Raw genomic sequence first — 16,888 nt, forward strand, 5'->3', positions numbered from 1 at the left:
TCCTTCGCGTGCAACGACGGCGTCAGCCGTGGCAGGCGACGCTGTCCTCGGGCGCCTCGGCGCGGTCGAACATGCCGTAATCGCGCATGACGTGGCACACCTTCAGCCGGTAATCGCTGAAGACGCCGTTTCGCCCCTTGGATTGCGCCCGCCGGTGTGCCGCCAGCTTGCGCCAGCGGATCACCGCGTCCTCGTCCTCGAAAAAGCTCAGCGACAAAAGCTTGCCGGGATTGGTCAGGCTCTGGAACCGCTCGACGCTGATGAACCCCTCGACCTCTTCGACCATGGGCCGCATTTCGGCGGCGATGTCGAGGTATTCGGCCTTGCGCCCCTCGGCGGGGATGACTTCGAAGATGATGGCGATCATGATTTTGTCCCGTGTGGTGTCGAGGCGAGTTTCAGAAACGTCCGGTCCTCGCGCAAGAGGAACTTTTCGGCCTGGGCGAAGGCATAGTTTTCCTGCCCCAGCGGGTCGGCGGCCAGCCGTGCGCGGTAGGTCTCGTAGGCGGCGAGGCTGTCGATATTGTAGATGCCGTAGGCCAGCGTCGAGGACCCCTCATGCGGCGCGAAATACCCCACAAGATCGGCGCCGCAGCGCGGGATCGCCTGGCCCCAATTGCGGGCGTAGCGTTCGAACTGCGCCTTTTTCGTCGGGTCGATCTGGTAGCGGATGATGCCGGTCAGCATGGGGTCTCCTGTGTGTTGACTTTGCCTTGCTACGGCATTGACCGCGGCGAATGCTTCGTTCAGTATCGAACTATGAAAGACGGACCCGACATTGCCCGCGTGGCCGCGCTGATCGGCGATCCGGCGCGCGCGAACATCCTGACGGCGCTGATGGGCGGCAAGGCGCTGACGGCTGCGGAACTCGCGACCGAGGCCGGGATCACGCCGCAGACCGCCAGCGCGCATCTGGCGCGGCTCGAGGCGGGCGAGCTTGTGCGGATTTGCAAACAGGGGCGGCACAAATACGTCACACTGGGCTCTGATGCTGTGGCCGGGGTGCTCGAGGCGCTGATGGGGCTCTCGGCGGGCAGTGGCCACCTGCGCACCCGCACCGGTCCGCGCGACGCCGATCTGCGCCGCGCCCGGATTTGCTACAACCACCTGGCCGGGGATCGCGGCGTGCAGATGTTCGACAGCCTGATCGCGCGCGGCATCCTGACGGCCGAGGCCGACCGCGTCGCCCTGACCCCGGAGGGCGAGGACTTCGCGGCGGGTTTCGGGGTCGACCTCGACGCGCTGCGCCGCAACCGCGCGCCGCTCTGCCGGGCCTGCCTCGACTGGTCCGAGCGGCGCACGCATCTGGCAGGCTCGCTGGGCCGCGCCTTTCTGCAACGGATGTTCGAAACCGGCTGGGCGCGGCGCGATCCGGACAGTCGGGTGATCCGCTTCACGCCCCCGGGCGACCGCGCCTTCGCAAAGGCCTTTCCGGCCCCCGTCGCCTAATCCGGCGCGGCGCGGGTCTCGGGAACCGGAAACTGCCGGCGGGGGCCTTTCGCACCCGTGGCGGCTTTCTTCCGCCCCCTCGTTTCACTGATCCCCAAATATCCCGGGGGAGCCGATCTTCGATCGGCGGGGGCAGCGCCCCCGGCACCGCCCGCCCCGGCACCGCCCGCCCCGGGCGTCAGCACATGCCGCAAGAGCGCGACCGGATGCCGCCGCAGGGTCAGGCGCAGGGCGACGTAATCCTCGACCACCTCTTCGCCTTCGGTCATGGCGGGCAGGTGGGCGGCGGGTTCGTCGATGATCTCGCCGTCGATATCCCCGGCAAAGAGCGGCAGGGGCTTGTCCGACGCCAGCGCCTTGGCCTCCCACAGCGCGTCGCGGCGGGCAAGGCCCAGATCGCGAAAGGCGTCCGCCTCGGCCAGCCGGGTCAGCGTGGCGGGGCCCAGCCCCGCCTTGCGCCAGACGTCGCGCACCGATCCATAGCCGTTGCCGCGCGCGGCGGTCAGCCAGCTGGCGTCCTCTTCGCTCAGCCCCTTGATCTGGCGGAACCCCATCCGCAGGGCCAGCCCGCCGTGGCCATCGGGCTCCATAACGTTGTCCCAGAAACTGGCGTTGACGCAGACCGGGCGCACGGTGACCCCATGTTCGCGCGTGTCGCGCACGATCTGGGCGGGGGCGTAGAAGCCCATGGGCTGGGAGTTCAGCAGCGCGCAGGCGAAGAGGCCCGGGTGGTGATGCTTGAGCCAGCTCGACGCATAGACCAGCAGCGCAAAGCTGGCGGCATGGGATTCCGGAAAGCCATAGGACCCGAAGCCCTCGATCTGGCTGAAACAGCGCTCGGCGAACTCCGCATCATAGCCGTTCCGCGCCATGCCCTTCAGAAACCGGCCGCGGAATTCGCTGACGCTGCCGTGTTTCTTGAAGGTGGCGAGGCTGCGGCGCAGCCGGTCGGCCTCGGTCGGGGTGAAGCCCGCGCCGGTGATGGCGATCTGCATCGCCTGCTCCTGAAACAGCGGCACCCCCAGCGTCTTGCCCAGCACCTGGCCTAGGTCGTCCGAGGGAAACTCGACCTTTTCCTCGCCGTTGCGGCGGCGGATATAGGGATGCACCATGTCGCCCTGGATCGGGCCGGGTCGGATGATGGCGACCTCGATCACCAGATCGTAGAAACAGCGCGGCCGCATGCGCGGCAGAAAGTTCATCTGCGCACGGCTTTCGACCTGAAAGACCCCGATGGTGTCGGCGCGGCACAGCATGTCGTAGACGCGCGGATCCTCAGGCGGCAGCGTGGCCAGCGTGTGGCTCTGGCCGTGGTGCTGCTTCAGCAGATCAAAGGCCTTGCGGATGCAGGTCAGCATCCCCAGCGCCAGCACGTCGATCTTGAGGATGCCGAGGCTGTCGATATCGTCCTTGTCCCAGCAGATTACGGTGCGGTCCTCCATCGTGGCGTTCTCGATCGGCACCAGCTCGTCCAGCCGCCCTTCGGTGATGATGAAGCCGCCGACATGCTGGCTGAGGTGGCGGGGGAAGCCGATGATCTCGAAGATCAGCTCCATCGTCAGCCGCAGCCGCCGGTCGTTCGGGTCGAGCCCGATCTCGCGCATGCGCTGATCTTCCAGCCCGTTGGTGCTGAAGAACCCCCAGAGCTGCGAGGACAGCGCGCCGATGGTGTCCTGGCTCAGCCCCATGGCCGCGCCGACCTCGCGGATGGCGCGCTTGCCGCGATAGTGGATCACCGTGGCGCAGAGGCCCGCGCGGTGCCGGCCGTAGCGGTCGTAGATGTGCTGGATCACCTCTTCGCGGCGCTCGTGTTCGAAATCGACGTCGATGTCGGGCGGCTCGTCGCGGGCCTCGGACACGAAACGTTCGAACACCATGGTGCCGATCTCGGGGGAGACGGAGGTGACGCGGAGGCAATAGCAGACCACCGAATTGGCCGCCGATCCGCGGCCCTGGCAGAGGATGCCCCGATCGCGGGCAAAGGCGACCACGTCGCGGACGGTGAGGAAATAGGGCTCGTATTTCAGCTTGGCGATGAGGGCGAGTTCGTGCTGCAGCAGGCGGCGCACCTTGTCGGGCGCGCCCTGCGGGTAGCGCCAGTTGAGCCCCTCGTGCGCCAGGCGCGACAGCCGCTGGGTGGCGGTTTCATCGGCCGTGATCTCGGAGGGGTATTCATAGCGCAGCTGGCCCAGATCGAAGGTGCATCTGTCGATCAGCGCGAGGCTGCGGTCGATGGCGGCCTCGTGCCCGGGCATCAGCGCGCGCATCTCGGGCCCGCTGCGCAGGCGCTGTTCGCCGTTGGCCAGCGCCGCGCGGCCCAGCCGGTCGACGCGGGTTCCCTGCCGGATCGCGCTCAGCACGTCGGCCAGCCGGCGGCGGCGGCCGTGATGCATGCGCGGCGCGGCGCTGGCCAGGGTCGGGATGCCGAGTTCGGCGGCCACCTGCGCCAGACGGTCGAAGCGGGCCCCGTCGCCGCCGTCGTAGCGCGGGCAGAGCAGCAGATGCACCTGCCCGGGAAAGCGGCGCGTCAGCCGTCGCGCATATGCGTACCACTTGCCCGCGCCGGGCGTCGCCGGCGGTGCCTCTGGCGGGCCGTGGAGGAGCAGCTCGAGCCCGTCCGCGCCCGAAATCAGGTCGTCCAGGCGCAGATCGCACTGGCCCTTGGCCGCCCGGAGCCGCCCCTTGGAAATCAGCCGGCAGAGCCGGGCCCAGCCCTCGCGGGTGGCGGCCAGCGCGGTGATCTGGATGCCTTCGGCAAAGACCAGCCTTGCGGCGGGGATCAGCCGGGGCACGTTGCGGATATCGGGGGAGGGCGGCCTGGCGATGCCGTGGGGGCAGGGCGGGCCGATGGGGCCGTCGCGCGCCTCGGCCTCGGTACGTTCGGCGGCCTGCCGGGCGATGTCGCGGGTCCGGGTCCAGGCGCGCACGATGCCCGCGACCGAGTTCTCGTCCGCAATGGCGATGGCGGGCAGGCCGATCAGGGCAGCCCGCTCGGCGTATTCCTCGGGGTGGGAGGCCCCGGTGAGGAAGGTGAAGTTCGAGGTGATCGACAGTTCGGCAAACATGACGAGTCACTATGTTCTATTTTTGTTCTACTTTCGAGTCCTGTTGGCGGTGTTTGTCCGGGGGCGCTGTTATTCCGGCGGGGTGCCCGGGGCGGAGGGCGCGGCGTGAGTATTTTTGCCAAGAAGAAGGGATCAGGCGCGCCTGTGCGGCCCCGCCAGCGCGCCAGCCGCAAGGATCAGGCCGGAGACCGTCGCGATCATGCCTGCGGCGGACACGGCGTTGGCCGAGCCCAGCCAGAGCGGGCCGTAACCCGCCAGCACGTAGCCCAGGACCGCCGACAGGGCGGCGAAGAGCACGCTCAGCGCAACCTGCACGCCCAGACGGTTGGTCATCAGCCGGGCGGCGGCGGGCGGGCAGATGAACATGGCGATGACGATGATCGAGCCCACGGCGTCGAAGGCGGCGACGGCGGCCATGGCGGCGAGCGCCACCAGCATCAGCCCAAGCGCGCCCACGGGCAGCCCCAAAGTCCGGGCGAAGCCGGGATCGAAGGTCGAGATCTTGAGCGGCCGCCAGAACAGCGCCAGCACCAGCGCCACCAGCGCCAGCGTCGCGGCCATGCGCAGCAATTCCGGGGGCAGTCCCGCCAGCGCGGCCGGATCCAGCAGTGAGGCCCAGCCGGTGGCGTCCAGCCAGATCAGGCTTTCCAGGTTGCCGTAGAGCGCGTGTTCCACGTCGAGGTGCACGCCGGATGTGTCGGATTGTTCCAGCAGCAGCACCCCGGCGGCGAACATCGTGGTGAAGACCACACCCATGGCGGCCCCGGCCTCGATCCGGCCGGCGCGGCGGATGGCTTCGATCGCCAGCACTGCCAGTAGCGCCGCCGCGCCCGCGCCGATCATCATCGGCCATGTGGTGACCGCCCCAGTCAGCAGGAAGGCCACGACGATGCCGGGCAGCACCACATGGCTGATGGCGTCGCCGATCAGGGCCTGGCGGCGCAGCAGCAGGAAGTTGCCGGGCAGCGCACAGGCCACGGCTGCGAAAAGGCCGATCAGCAGCGGTGGCAGCGACAGGGCGACGAATTCAAAGCCCATCCGGCACCTCCCTGGGGCCGGCGCGGCGCCGGTCCAGTTCGGCCACCTGATCCGGGGTCAGCACCTCGTCGATGCGGGTCAGCCCGTCGTCGCGCACGGCCAGTTCCGCCAGCCTGTCCGAGGCGCGCAGGGCCTGCCAGCGGGCCTCGTCACGCAGCGCGGCGGAGGCGGCGGCGCGGCCTTCGGCGGTGGTCACGCCGTCGGCGCGCTGGAAGTCGGCGCGGCGCAGCAGGCGGCGGGTGAGGCCTTCGTAGACCGGCTGGCCATGGGCTAGCGCCATCAACCCCTGCCGCAGGTGCACCTCGCGCTGGAAGCGGCGGTAGCGGTAGAGCCCGGCCAGCACCCCGCGCCCGGGGGTGAACAGAATCGAGACCAGGAACAGCCCGAAGGCGATCAGCACGATGATCGGGCCGGTCGGCAGATCCGGCGCGACAGCCGAGATCGCGGCGCCGAGATACCCCGCAAGCCCGCCGAAGAGCCCGGCGATCAGCACCACGCGTTCGGCCCGGTCGGACCAGAAGCGCGCGGCGACGGGCGGGATGATCAGCAGCGCCACGATCAGGATCAGCCCGACGATCTTGAGCCCCACGACCGTGACGGCCATCACCAGCGCCATGATCGCAAGGTCGATGCGGGGCACGTTCACGCCCTGCACCTCGGCATAGCCCGGGTCGAAGGCGACCATCAGCATGGGCCGGCGCAGCGCCGTCACTGCCAGCAGCACCGCGATACCGCCTCCGGCGATCAGCAGGGCATCCGACAGCAGCATCCCGGCGGTCGAGCCGAGCAGAAAGCTTTCCAGCCCCGCCTGGCGGCCCGATTGCAGGGTCTGGATCACGGTCAGCAAAACGATGCCGAAGCCGAAGAAGACCGACAGGACCGCGCCGATGGCGGCGTCCTCGCTCAGCCGTGTGTGGCGCGTCAGATAGCTGACGCAGACCAGCCCCGCCAGCGCCGAGGCCGCAGAGCCCAGCAGCAGGCCCGCCAGCATCCGCCCGTCGCCGCCAAGGGCCACCATGATGAGAAACGCCAGCGCCAGACCCGGCAGGGTCGCGTGGCTGACCGCGTCCGACACCAGCGCGCGCTTGCGCAGAAAGAGGAATGTGCCGGTGGCCCCGGCGGCCACCCCAAGCGCCGCCGCCCCCAGCGCCACCAGCGTGGCGTTGTAGCCCAGTTGCAAAAGCAGCGCGTCGGCGAGCATCTTAGCCCGCCGCCGTCAGGCCCGCCTGCCCGGCCGCAAGACGGCCGCCATAGGTCGCCTGCAGCGCGGCGTCGGTAAAGACCTCGGCCACCGGGCCTTCGCCCATGCGGCGGCGGTTGATCAGGAAGACGTTGTCGAAATAGGCCGGCACGGTCGACAGGTCGTGATGCACGGCGACGACGGTCTTGCCTTCGTCGCGCAGGGCCTTGAGCACGTCGATGATGGCGCGCTCGGTCGCGGCGTCGACCCCGGCGAAGGGTTCGTCCAGCAGATAAAGGTCTGCCTTCTGCGCCAGCGCGCGGGCCAGGAAAACCCGCTGTTGCTGGCCCCCCGAAAGCTGACCGATCTGGCGTTCGGCGAAATCCTCCATCCCGACGCGGCGCAGGCAATCCATCGCATGGGCGATATGGCGCGCGCGCACGCGGCGCAGCAGGCCAAGCTCGCGATAAAGCCCCATCAGCACCACGTCGAGCACCTGCGTCGGGAAATCCCAGTCCACGCTGGCGCGCTGCGGCACATAGGCGACGCGGTCCATCTGCGCGGCGATCGGCTTGCCATGCATCAGCGCGCGGCCCGACAGCGGCTTGACGATGCCGAGCGCGGCCTTGAGCAGGGTGGATTTGCCCGCGCCATTGGGCCCGACGATGGCGGTCATCTCGCCGGGGCGGACCGTCATGTCGATCGAGAAGATCACCGGCTGTTCGCCGTAAGACACGGTCATGCCACGGATGGCGAGCGGGCTTTGGCTCAGGTCCTCGGTCACGGGTTGGCCGTTTTCGGCGGCAAGTTCGATGGCGCTCATATCGTCAGCTCCCCGCGGCCAGTTTGCCGGCCATGCCGCGTGGCGGGACGTCTGCCCCCAAGGCGGCGGCGATGGTGGTCACGTTGTGATCGATCATGCCGACATATGTGCCCTCGTAGGTGCCCGGCGCGCCCATGGCGTCGGAGAAAAGCTCGCCTCCGATGCGCACCTCGTGGCCGCGCGCGGCGGCGCCCTCGATCAGGGCGCGGACGTTGCGGTCAGAGACAGAGCTTTCGACGAAGACCGCGCCGATCTGCCGTTTGACCAGGATGTCCACAAGTTCGCCGATGCGCTGCAATCCGGCCTCGGATTCGGTCGAGAGGCCCTGAATGCCCATCACCTCGAAGCCATAGGCGCGGCCGAAATAGCCAAAGGCGTCATGCGCGGTGATCAGGACGCGGGCGGTGTCGGGGATCTGCCCGAGCGAGGTACGGGCGTATTCGGCGACCTCGTCCATTTCGGCGAGATAGGCGTCGGCATTGGCGGCAAAGGTTTGGGCCGTTTCCGGGCGCACCTCGCTCATGGCGTCGCGCACGGCCAGAACCGCGTGGCGCCAAAGTTCGGGCACCATCCACAGATGCGGATCGGCGCGGCCTTCGTAATCGGCGTGGCGCAGCAGCATGTCTTCCGGCGCGGATCCCGCGACGGCGGTGACGGGAACCCGCCCGGCCAGCCGTTCGAAGAAAGGTTCCATCTGCGCCTCGAGGTAGAGACCGTTCCACAGCACCAGCTCGGCGCGGGTCAGCGCGACGATATCGGTGCGGGTCTGGCGATAGGCGTGCGGATCGACGCCCGGGCCCATCAGGGCCTGAACCTCGACCAGGTCGCCGCCCACCGCACGGGCGGCGTCGGCGATCATGCCGGTCGTGGCCACGACGTTAAGGATGCCCTGCGCCCGCAGGCCGGTGGGCAAAAGCGTGACAGCGGCCAGCCCGGCGAGAAAGCCGCGGCGGTGAGTCGAAAGAATGGAATGCGCGTGTGTCATAGCATTGAATATGCGAAGCGTTCGCAAAACGTCAAGGAGAATGCGACTTATTCGCAAGAAAGACGGCGCAAATGCGCCGAACGCTCGCCATTTACTCACCCTGCGGCAGACCATAGACAGGGGCGAAACCGCAAGAAGGGCCGGGGACATGGCGCAGACGCCGACGAAACGCGGGGTGCTTTATATCGCCTGGGGGACCAAGCATGTGGACGTGGCGCGCCGCTCTGCCGCCAGCGTCAAAAAGCACAACCCGGATATTCAGACCGCGATCTTTTGCCATGCGGGCGACGACACCAGCGGCTTTGACCATGGGTTCGTCATGCCCGAAGGCCTGCCGCGCCCCAAGGTCGATCTGCTGGCCGACAGCCCGTTCGAAGAGACGCTCTATCTGGACAACGACACCATGATCAGGGCTGATCTGGGCAGCCTCTTCGATCTGCTGGAAAAGTTCGAGATCTGCGGCGCGCATGTGATGCTCTGGCACCGGCCGCGCCACAACAAGGTCTGGAAGACGAAGATCCCCGAGACCTTTCCCGAGATCAATTGCGGCGTTCTGCTCTACCGCAAATCCGACCGTACGACCGCCTTCTTCCGCGACTGGAGCCGCGCCTTCGTCGAGGCGGGTTTCGGCATCGACCAGGTGACGTTCCGCGAATTACTCTGGCATTCGGACATCCGGTTCTACGTCTTCCCGCCGCAGTTCAACAAACGGATCTTCGAGGCGTCCGAACTGATCTGGTCGGACCAGCCGAAACCGCGCATCCTGCATCTGGAAATCCTGCGGCCGCAGAAGAACCGGCTGCTGCGCTGGTTTTCCAACCTGATCCGCTGACAGGGTGACGCTGCGGAGACCGGGCTTGTCAGAGGCACGGAATCCCGTCAGATTCGAGGCTTGTCCAACAAGGGGCGTCCGCCATGAACGTGACCGATATTTCGCACCGCAGCACCCCGGCCCCGGATCACGGCGGCGACCGCAATCCGGGCATGGCGCTCGATCTGGACTGGGTGATGCGCGCCACCGCGAACCGCTCGGCGATCGAACGGCGTGCGGCGACGCTGCCGGCGCGGCGGTCGGTGAAAAAGGCGCATCAGGCGGCCTGGCTGGCGCGCGCGATTTCCTGCATCGACCTGACGACGCTGTCGGGGGACGACACGGCAGGGCGGGTGCGGCGGCTCTGCGCCAAGGCGCGACAGCCGGCGCGGGCGGATATCCTAGAGGCGCTCGGCCTGCCGGATCTCACGACCGGGGCGGTCTGCGTCTACCATGACATGATCGAAACGGCGGTAGAGGCGCTTGCGGGCTCCGGTATCCCGGTGGCGGCGGTCAGTACCGGCTTTCCGGCCGGGCTGTCGCCCTTTCATCTGCGGGTGGCCGAGATCGAGGAAAGCGTCAAGGCCGGGGCCGAGGAGATCGACATAGTCATCTCGCGCCGCCTGGTGCTGACGGGGCAATGGCAAGCGCTTTACGACGAGATGCGCGCATTTCGCCGGGCCTGCGGCGCGGCGCATGTGAAGGCGATTCTGGCGACCGGGGAACTTGGCACCCTGCAGAACGTGGCGCGGGCGTCGCTGGTCTGCATGATGGCGGGCGCGGATTTCATCAAGACCTCGACCGGCAAGGAGGCGGTGAACGCCACGCTGCCGGTCAGCCTGGTAATGATCCGCGCGATCCGCGATTATCACGAGGTCACCGGCTATCGCATCGGCTACAAACCGGCGGGCGGGATTTCCAAGGCCAAGGACGCGATCACGTATCTGGCGCTGATCAAGGAAGAACTGGGCGACCGCTGGCTGCGGCCCGATCTGTTCCGTTTCGGCGCATCGAGCCTTCTGGGCGATATCGAACGGCAACTGGAGCATCACCTGACCGGCGCCTATTCCGCGAACTGGCGCCACGCGATCGGCTGAGGCGCCGGATTTTTTCAAAAAATCCGGATCGTTTTCTTTGCAAGAAAACGCGCCCCGGGGCAGGCGGCGCGACGGAGGGACAAGACCATGGGCGTAAAAGAGATATTCGAGACGATGGATTATGGCCCCGCTCCGGAGGCTTCGGGCGACGCTCTGGCGTGGCTGGTCGATCAGGGCGCGCGATTCGGCCATTTCATCGACGGCGCGTTCACCGGGCCCGGCGACGGCTTCGACAGCCGCAACCCGGCCACGTCTGAAGTGCTGGCCAGCGTCACCCAGGCCACCCAGGCGGATGTCGACGCCGCCGTCGCGGCGGCGCGCCGGGCGCAGGGCCCGTGGGAGCGGCTGGGCGGCAAGGGCCGGGCGCGGCATCTCTATGCGCTGGCGCGGCTTCTGCAGAAACACGCGCGGCTTTTTGCGGTGCTCGAAAGCCTCGACAACGGCAAGTCGATCCGCGAGGCGCGGGACATCGACATTCCGCTGGCACAGCGGCATTTCTACCATCACGCTGGCTATGCACAGCTGATGGAAGCCGAACTGCCCGGGCAGGTCGCGCAGGGGGTCTGCGGGCAGATCATTCCCTGGAACTTCCCGCTGCTGATGCTGGCCTGGAAGGTCGCGCCGGCGTTGGCGATGGGCAACACGGTCGTTCTCAAGCCCGCCGAATGGACCTCGCTGACCGCGCTCCTTTTCGCCGATATCTGCCGCCAGGCCGGTCTGCCCAGGGGCGTTGTCAACATCGTCACCGGCGACGGCGCGGTGGGCGAGATGATCGTCAAGGCGGATGTCGACAAGATCGCCTTTACCGGCTCGACCGAGGTGGGCCGCCGTATCCGCGAAGCGACCGCCGGGACCGGCAAGGCGCTGACGCTCGAGCTGGGCGGCAAGTCGCCCTATATCGTCTTCGAGGACGCCGATATCGACAGCGCCATCGAGGGGCTGGTCGATGCGATCTGGTTCAATCAGGGGCAGGTTTGCTGCGCCGGGTCGCGCCTGCTGGTGCAGGAGGGCATCGCCGAGCGCTTCCATGCCAAACTGCGCGCCCGGATGGACAAGCTGCGCATCGGCGACCCGCTGGACAAGTCGATCGACGTCGGCGCCATCGTCGATCCGGTGCAGCGCGACCGGATCGCCACGCTGGTCGACGGCAATTCCGAGGGCGACATCTATCGCGCCGCCTGCGCTCTGCCGGAGGGTTGTTTCTACCCGCCCACGCTGATCACCGGGCTGTCGCCCGCGTCGCGTCTGATGCAGGACGAGATCTTTGGCCCGGTTCTGGTGTCCTCCACGTTTCGCACACCGGACGAAGCGGTCGAGCTGGCCAACAACACGCGCTACGGGCTGGCCGCAAGCGTCTGGTCGGAAAACATCAACGTCGCGCTGGACATCGCGCCGCGGCTGGCCGCCGGGGTGATCTGGGTCAACGGCACCAATATGTTCGACGCCGCCGCCGGGTTCGGCGGTGTGCGCGAAAGCGGCTTCGGGCGCGAGGGCGGCTGGGAGGGCCTGCGCGCCTACACCCGGCCGGGCGGCAAAAATAAACCGCTCAAATCGATCGCGCCCTTCGCCGGCGAAGAGGCCGAGCCGCAGCTGGTGGATCGCACCGCCAAGCTTTATATCGGCGGCAAGCAGGCGCGGCCCGATGGCGGCTATGCCAGGAACGTCTATGACCGGAGCGGCAAGCTGATCGGGCAGGCGCCGCTGGCCAATCGCAAGGACGTGCGCTACGCGGTCGAGGCCGCGCGCGCCGCCAAGGGATGGGCCGCCGCCACGGCACACAACCGCGCGCAGGTGCTTTATTACATCGGCGAGAACCTGGCCGCGCGGCGCGACGAGCTGGCCGCACGGATCGACAGGCTGACCGGCAAGCGTTCGGGCGGGGCCGAGGTCGATGCGGCGGTCGACCGGCTGTTCACCTATGCCGCCTGGGCCGACAAGTTCGACGGGCGGGTCGCGCAGGTGCCGCTCAGGGGCGTGGCGCTGTCGATGCGCGAGCCTTGCGGGGTGATCGCGGCGCTTTGCCCGGATGAGTTGCCGCTTCTGGGGCTGGTGTCGCTGATGGCCCCGGCCATCGCGATGGGCAACCGGGTGGTGCTGGTGGCCTCGGATCCCTTCCCGCTGATCGCGGCGGATCTTTACCAGGTCCTCGATACCTCGGATGTGCCTGGCGGGGTGGTCAACATCCTGACCGGCAGTCATGCCGAGCTGGCCCCGACGCTGGCGCAGCACATGGATATCGAGGCGGTCTGGTCGTTTTCCGAAACCGACCTGTCGGCGGTGATCGAACGGGGGGCTGCGGGCAATCTCAAGCGGACCTGGGTGAACGACGGCCAGGCGCGGGACTGGATGGGGGCCGAGGGCGAGGGCCGCGCCTTTCTGGAGGCGGCGACCGAGGTCAAGACGGTCTGGGTGCCCTATGGCGCGTGAGCGTGGTAGGCTGGGGCATTGCCATACAAGGATTGCTCCATGACACTGCCCGATTTCATCCGCGCTTTTCCCGCCATCGACCTGCCGCTGCCCGAGAGCAAGGTGACGACCCATGCCATGCGCACGGACAAGGGGCTGGCAGTGTTCTTCTGCATCCATGAGGACATCGAACTGCCCGAACATTCCCATGGCGCGCAATGGGGGACGGTGGTCGAGGGCTCGGTCACCCTGACGATGAACGGCGAGACCCGGACCTACGGCCCGGGCGAGACCTACGACATCCCGGCGGGCACGCTGCACGCGGTCAAGGTGCCGGCAGGGTCGGTGTTGATCGACCTCTTCGCGGAACCGGACCGCTATGCCTTGAAGGCCTGACGGGGCCCTGCCACGCAGGTCCGGTGGGGCTCTGCGGCACCAGATCGGCGGTGCTGGCGCGCCTGACATTGAGATTTCACACATCCGGTGCTATCTTACAGCCACGCTCGGCGCCGGAGCGATGGATCGGCGTGTCATGCGAAGGAGGACAATGTCCTGTCGGCAACAGCAGACGCGGCCACGGCCGCTGACCGGGGAGCGCCCATGGCGGGCCTGACCCAACCGGAGGTGACAAGCGACACGTTGCTTGCCGCCATCCTTGAAAACCTTGACGACATGAAAGCCGAAGACGTCGTGCAGATCGATCTGCGCGGCAAGACGGCGATCGGCGATTACATGGTCATCTGTTCGGGCCGGTCGTCGCGTCAGGTCTCGGCGATTTCGGAAAAGCTGGTGGACGAGCTCAAGCAGCGCTTCGGCGTGCTCTCGAAGATCGAGGGCAAAGAGACCGGCGACTGGGTGCTGATCGACACAGGCGATGTGATCGTCCACGTCTTCCGCCCCGAGGTGCGCGAATTCTACCAGCTTGAAAAGATGTGGCTGCCGGCGGGCGGCGCTGCGACGGCGCAACAACGCTGAATGCGGGTGCATCTGTGCGCGGTGGGCCGCCTTAGGGCGGGCCCAGAGCGCGGCCTTGTGGACGATTATCTGAAACGATTCGACCGGACCGGGCGGGCGCTGGGCCTCGGCCCGGCGCAGCTGCACGAGGTCGACGACCGCAAGGGCGGCGGCATGGCGGGCGAGGCGGCGCTGTTGCGCCGCGCGCTGCCCGACAAGGCCGTGCTTTGCGTGCTGGACGAGCGCGGCACGGTGATGGATTCGCCCACCTTCGCCGAGCGGCTGGCGCGCTGGCGTGACGACGGGACGGGCGATCTGGCGTTCGTGATCGGTGGCGCGGACGGGATCGACCCGGGCCTGCGCGCCGAGGCGGATGCGGCGCTGTCCTTTGGCAAGATGGTCTGGCCGCACATGCTGGCGCGGGTGATGCTCTGTGAGCAATTGTACCGCGCGGCGTCCATTCTGGCGGGCAGCCCGTATCACCGGGTCTGATCGGTCTGGCAGGGTGACGTGCGCCTGCGGCGACACCCCACCCGCCATCCCGCGAGGCGCTTATGTGTAGGCGATGGTCAGCAGGATCAGGCCGAGGACGATTCGGTAGATCACGTAAGGCGTGAAGCTGACCGACCGCAGCAGCCGCATCATCAGCGTCAGTGCGGCCAGAGCCGCCAGAAAGGCAAAGACCGCCGCGATCGCGCCGTCGCGGGCGGCGGCGGCATCGGCGGTGGCGACCACCTCGGCCCCGAGCAGAACGCCCGAGGCGAGGATCGTCGGGATCGACATCAGCATCGCCAGCCGCGCCGCATCGTGGCGGGCGTAGCCCAGCTGCCGGGCGGCGGTGATCGTGATGCCCGACCGCGAGGTGCCTGGGATCAGCGCCACCGCCTGCCACAGCCCCATGATCAGCGCATCGCGGAGCGACCACCCATCCGCGGTCTTTTCCTGCGCACCCTTCTGGTCGGCCCAGTAGAGCACGATCCCGAAGATCAGCATGGTCCAGCCGATCACGGCGGTCGAGCGCAGGGCCTCGTCGAGGCCGGTCAGTTTCAGCGCCAGCCCGAAGACGATCACCGGGACCGTCGCGATCAGCAGGCAGAGCGCAAGAAACGCGCCCTGGGTGTCGACGCGGCCGCGCAGCAAGCGCAGGCTGCCCTTGGCAGCGACCGCGACATCGGCGCGGAAATAGAGCACCACCGCCGCCAGTGTGCCCACATGCACCGCTACGTCCAACGCTTGACCCTGATCCTGCAATCCAGTGAGCTTCGGCAACAGAATCAGGTGACCCGAAGAGGAAACCGGAAGAAATTCCGTGATGCCCTGGATCAAGGCGAGGATCAGCAGGTGGGTCAGGGTCATCGCGTTGGCTCGGGTTGCGGAGGTGGTTCTTGTATAAGCCCTTGGGAATCAAAGGATAGGGGAAATATAGGTCCAATTCGGACCATATAATTTCTGTACTGCAGCATTTTTGCGTTCGCAGGCACGAAAATTTCCGGAAATAGGTCAGCATGTGTGACTTTTCTTTCCCGGACACATGCCTTATTGAGGTCCGACCGACCCAATTCTGCGGAGATGAAACCTATGGCGAAGCAGCCGATGCTGAAATTCGTGAAGATCGAACGGGCGATGCCCGAAAAGCGCGCCGCAAGCCTGCGTCGCACGGATTTTCACGAAATCTATGCGGAATATGCCGACGCCAAGGCGAAGGAGCAGGCCAGCCGCTGCAGCCAGTGCGGCGTGCCCTATTGTCAGAGCCATTGTCCGCTGCACAACAACATCCCCGACTGGCTGCGCCTGACCGCCGAGGGCCGCCTGCAGGAGGCCTATGAGATCAGCCAGGCCACCAACACCTTCCCCGAAATCTGCGGGCGGATCTGCCCGCAGGACCGGCTTTGCGAAGGCAATTGCGTGATCGAACAATCGGGCCACGGCACGGTGACCATCGGATCGGTCGAGAAATATATCACCGACACCGCCTGGGAAAAAGGCTGGGTCCAGCCCATCGCCCCGGCGCAGGAGCGCGCCGAGAGCGTCGGCATCATCGGCGCGGGCCCCGGCGGGCTGGCGGCGGCGGATGTGCTGCGCCGGGCCGGCGTGCAGGTCACCGTTTATGACCGCTACGACCGCGCGGGCGGGCTGCTGACCTATGGCATCCCCGGCTTCAAGCTGGAAAAGCCGGTCGTGATGCGCCGCAACGAGCAGCTGGAAAAGGGTGGCGTGCGCTTCGTGCTGAATTGCAACGTGGGCGAGGATATGTCCTTTGACGAGATCCGCGCGCAGCATGACGCCGTGATCATCGCCACCGGCGTCTACAAGAGCCGCGATCTGGGCGGGCCGGGCAGCGGGGCCGAGGGCATCGTGCGGGCCATCGACTTTCTGACCGCGTCCAACCGCAAGTCGTTTGGCGACGAAGTGCCGGAATACGAAAGCGGAGAGCTGAACGCCGAAGGCAAGCGCGTCGTCGTGATCGGCGGCGGCGACACCGCGATGGACTGCGTGCGCACCGCGATCCGCGAAGGCGCGACCTCGGTCAAGTGCCTCTACCGCCGGGACCGTGCCAACATGCCGGGCTCGCAGCGCGAGGTGCAGAACGCCGAGGAAGAGGGCGTTCAGTTCGAATGGCTGACCGCGCCCAAGGGGTTCAAGGGCGACCCGGTGACCGGCGTGATCGTCGACCGGATGCGGCTGGGTCAGCCCGACGCGACGGGCCGGCAAAGCCCCGAAATCATCGAGGGGTCGGAATATGTCGAGCCCGCCGATCTGGTGATCAAGGCGCTGGGTTTCGAGCCCGAGGAACTGCCGACGCTTTGGGGTGTGCCCGAGCTGGAGGTGACCCGCTGGGGCACCGTCAAGGCCGAGTTCACCACCGGTGCGACCGCGATGCCCGGCGTCTATGCGGTGGGCGACATCGTGCGCGGCGCCAGCCTTGTGGTCTGGGCGATCCGCGACGGGCGGGATTGCGCCGAGGCGGTGCTGTCGAACTTCGACCAGAAGGGCGCCATCGCCGCGGAGTGATCCGCGCGGACGGCAATTCAGGACCGGACAGGCGGGATGGGCCAGTGGCCCAATCCCCCCAGCGAAAG

16 protein-coding genes are annotated in these 16,888 nt (G+C 67.4%); 8 read left to right on the forward strand and 8 right to left on the reverse strand.

The features are described 5' to 3' along the window. Nucleotides 1-22: 22 nt before the first annotated feature. Both RXV88_RS02500 and RXV88_RS02505 read right to left on the reverse strand, forming a co-directional pair. Complete coding sequence (locus RXV88_RS02500) at nucleotides 23-367, reverse strand: antibiotic biosynthesis monooxygenase (protein ID WP_316290418.1); 345 nt, start codon at nucleotides 365-367, stop codon at nucleotides 23-25. Continuing rightward, entirely contained in the window at nucleotides 364-687 is a 324-nt protein-coding gene (locus RXV88_RS02505) for an NIPSNAP family protein (protein ID WP_316290420.1), read from the reverse strand. The genes RXV88_RS02500 and RXV88_RS02505 overlap by 4 nt, the downstream gene beginning before the upstream one ends. Before the next feature lie 72 nt (nucleotides 688-759). Between RXV88_RS02505 and RXV88_RS02510 the strand changes: the two genes are divergently transcribed. Continuing rightward, nucleotides 760-1,449 carry a helix-turn-helix transcriptional regulator gene (locus RXV88_RS02510; RefSeq protein ID WP_316290422.1) on the forward strand — a complete coding sequence of 230 codons (690 nt, stop codon included), beginning with the start codon at nucleotides 760-762 and terminating at the stop codon, nucleotides 1,447-1,449. Here RXV88_RS02510 and RXV88_RS02515 read toward each other — a convergent pair. The 5 genes from RXV88_RS02515 to RXV88_RS02535 form a co-directional block, all read right to left on the reverse strand. After that, a complete protein-coding gene (locus RXV88_RS02515) occupies nucleotides 1,446-4,514 on the reverse strand; it encodes an error-prone DNA polymerase (RefSeq protein WP_316290424.1) in 3,069 nt (1,022 codons plus the stop codon). The genes RXV88_RS02510 and RXV88_RS02515 overlap by 4 nt on opposite strands. Before the next feature lie 132 nt (nucleotides 4,515-4,646). Continuing rightward, a complete protein-coding gene (locus tag RXV88_RS02520) occupies nucleotides 4,647-5,552 on the reverse strand; it encodes a metal ABC transporter permease (RefSeq protein ID WP_316290425.1) in 906 nt (301 codons plus the stop codon). Beyond that, complete coding sequence (locus RXV88_RS02525; RefSeq protein ID WP_316290426.1) at nucleotides 5,542-6,753, reverse strand: metal ABC transporter permease; 1,212 nt, start codon at nucleotides 6,751-6,753, stop codon at nucleotides 5,542-5,544. The genes RXV88_RS02520 and RXV88_RS02525 overlap by 11 nt, the downstream gene beginning before the upstream one ends. Nucleotide 6,754: 1 nt before the next feature. Further along, nucleotides 6,755-7,555, reverse strand: coding sequence for a metal ABC transporter ATP-binding protein (locus RXV88_RS02530; RefSeq protein WP_316290427.1), 801 nt, complete (start codon nucleotides 7,553-7,555; stop codon nucleotides 6,755-6,757). A 4-nt stretch (nucleotides 7,556-7,559) separates the two neighbouring features. Then, entirely contained in the window at nucleotides 7,560-8,540 is a 981-nt protein-coding gene (locus tag RXV88_RS02535; protein WP_316290429.1) for a metal ABC transporter solute-binding protein, Zn/Mn family, read from the reverse strand. Nucleotides 8,541-8,688: 148 nt separating this feature from the next. Between RXV88_RS02535 and RXV88_RS02540 the strand changes: the two genes are divergently transcribed. The 6 genes from RXV88_RS02540 (at nucleotide 8,689) to rlmH (ending at nucleotide 14,300) form a co-directional block, all read left to right on the forward strand. Then, complete coding sequence (locus RXV88_RS02540) at nucleotides 8,689-9,372, forward strand: hypothetical protein (RefSeq protein WP_316290430.1); 684 nt, start codon at nucleotides 8,689-8,691, stop codon at nucleotides 9,370-9,372. Between the two features lie 83 nt (nucleotides 9,373-9,455). Then, nucleotides 9,456-10,448 carry a deoxyribose-phosphate aldolase gene (deoC, locus tag RXV88_RS02545; protein ID WP_316290432.1) on the forward strand — a complete coding sequence of 331 codons (993 nt, stop codon included), beginning with the start codon at nucleotides 9,456-9,458 and terminating at the stop codon, nucleotides 10,446-10,448. 87 nt (nucleotides 10,449-10,535) lie between these two features. Continuing rightward, nucleotides 10,536-12,875 (forward strand): aldehyde dehydrogenase family protein, encoded by a 2,340-nt coding sequence (locus RXV88_RS02550; RefSeq protein WP_316290434.1) that lies wholly within the window; start codon nucleotides 10,536-10,538, stop codon nucleotides 12,873-12,875. Nucleotides 12,876-12,914: 39 nt separating this feature from the next. Then, nucleotides 12,915-13,250 carry a cupin domain-containing protein gene (locus tag RXV88_RS02555; RefSeq protein WP_316290436.1) on the forward strand — a complete coding sequence of 112 codons (336 nt, stop codon included), beginning with the start codon at nucleotides 12,915-12,917 and terminating at the stop codon, nucleotides 13,248-13,250. Nucleotides 13,251-13,454: 204 nt separating this feature from the next. Next, nucleotides 13,455-13,829, forward strand: coding sequence for a ribosome silencing factor (gene rsfS / locus RXV88_RS02560; RefSeq protein WP_316290438.1), 375 nt, complete (start codon nucleotides 13,455-13,457; stop codon nucleotides 13,827-13,829). Further along, a complete protein-coding gene (gene rlmH, locus RXV88_RS02565) occupies nucleotides 13,830-14,300 on the forward strand; it encodes a 23S rRNA (pseudouridine(1915)-N(3))-methyltransferase RlmH (protein WP_316290440.1) in 471 nt (156 codons plus the stop codon). 60 nt (nucleotides 14,301-14,360) lie between these two features. Here rlmH and RXV88_RS02570 read toward each other — a convergent pair whose 3' ends face one another. Continuing rightward, nucleotides 14,361-15,164 carry an undecaprenyl-diphosphate phosphatase gene (locus RXV88_RS02570; protein ID WP_316290441.1) on the reverse strand — a complete coding sequence of 268 codons (804 nt, stop codon included), beginning with the start codon at nucleotides 15,162-15,164 and terminating at the stop codon, nucleotides 14,361-14,363. A 222-nt stretch (nucleotides 15,165-15,386) separates the two neighbouring features. On the opposite strand from RXV88_RS02570, the gene RXV88_RS02575 reads away from it, so the two are divergent. Continuing rightward, the gene (locus tag RXV88_RS02575; RefSeq protein ID WP_316290443.1) at nucleotides 15,387-16,820 is read left to right on the forward strand and encodes an NAD(P)-dependent oxidoreductase; all 1,434 of its coding nucleotides are present in this window, start codon (nucleotides 15,387-15,389) and stop codon (nucleotides 16,818-16,820) included. Nucleotides 16,821-16,888: the final 68 nt, after the last annotated feature.

The sequence above is a fragment of the Aestuariicoccus sp. MJ-SS9 genome (assembly GCF_032586235.1).
In the GTDB taxonomy this organism is placed as follows: domain Bacteria; phylum Pseudomonadota; class Alphaproteobacteria; order Rhodobacterales; family Rhodobacteraceae; genus Aestuariicoccus.

What these genes read in the sequence shown, in the direction of transcription:
- RXV88_RS02535 (WP_316290429.1), bottom strand. Translation starts at nt 8,540, where the DNA reads ATGACACACGCGCATTCCATTCTTTCGACTCACCGCCGCGGCTTTCTC.
- RXV88_RS02510 (WP_316290422.1), top strand. Translation starts at nt 760, where the DNA reads ATGAAAGACGGACCCGACATTGCCCGCGTGGCCGCGCTGATCGGCGAT.
- RXV88_RS02500 (WP_316290418.1), bottom strand. Translation starts at nt 367, where the DNA reads ATGATCGCCATCATCTTCGAAGTCATCCCCGCCGAGGGGCGCAAGGCC.
- deoC (WP_316290432.1), top strand. Translation starts at nt 9,456, where the DNA reads ATGAACGTGACCGATATTTCGCACCGCAGCACCCCGGCCCCGGATCAC.
- RXV88_RS02515 (WP_316290424.1), bottom strand. Translation starts at nt 4,514, where the DNA reads ATGTTTGCCGAACTGTCGATCACCTCGAACTTCACCTTCCTCACCGGG.
- RXV88_RS02570 (WP_316290441.1), bottom strand. Translation starts at nt 15,164, where the DNA reads ATGACCCTGACCCACCTGCTGATCCTCGCCTTGATCCAGGGCATCACG.
- RXV88_RS02575 (WP_316290443.1), top strand. Translation starts at nt 15,387, where the DNA reads ATGGCGAAGCAGCCGATGCTGAAATTCGTGAAGATCGAACGGGCGATG.
- RXV88_RS02505 (WP_316290420.1), bottom strand. Translation starts at nt 687, where the DNA reads ATGCTGACCGGCATCATCCGCTACCAGATCGACCCGACGAAAAAGGCG.
- rlmH (WP_316290440.1), top strand. Translation starts at nt 13,830, where the DNA reads ATGCGGGTGCATCTGTGCGCGGTGGGCCGCCTTAGGGCGGGCCCAGAG.
- RXV88_RS02550 (WP_316290434.1), top strand. Translation starts at nt 10,536, where the DNA reads ATGGGCGTAAAAGAGATATTCGAGACGATGGATTATGGCCCCGCTCCG.
- RXV88_RS02555 (WP_316290436.1), top strand. Translation starts at nt 12,915, where the DNA reads ATGACACTGCCCGATTTCATCCGCGCTTTTCCCGCCATCGACCTGCCG.
- RXV88_RS02520 (WP_316290425.1), bottom strand. Translation starts at nt 5,552, where the DNA reads ATGGGCTTTGAATTCGTCGCCCTGTCGCTGCCACCGCTGCTGATCGGC.
- RXV88_RS02525 (WP_316290426.1), bottom strand. Translation starts at nt 6,753, where the DNA reads ATGCTCGCCGACGCGCTGCTTTTGCAACTGGGCTACAACGCCACGCTG.
- RXV88_RS02540 (WP_316290430.1), top strand. Translation starts at nt 8,689, where the DNA reads ATGGCGCAGACGCCGACGAAACGCGGGGTGCTTTATATCGCCTGGGGG.
- rsfS (WP_316290438.1), top strand. Translation starts at nt 13,455, where the DNA reads ATGGCGGGCCTGACCCAACCGGAGGTGACAAGCGACACGTTGCTTGCC.
- RXV88_RS02530 (WP_316290427.1), bottom strand. Translation starts at nt 7,555, where the DNA reads ATGAGCGCCATCGAACTTGCCGCCGAAAACGGCCAACCCGTGACCGAG.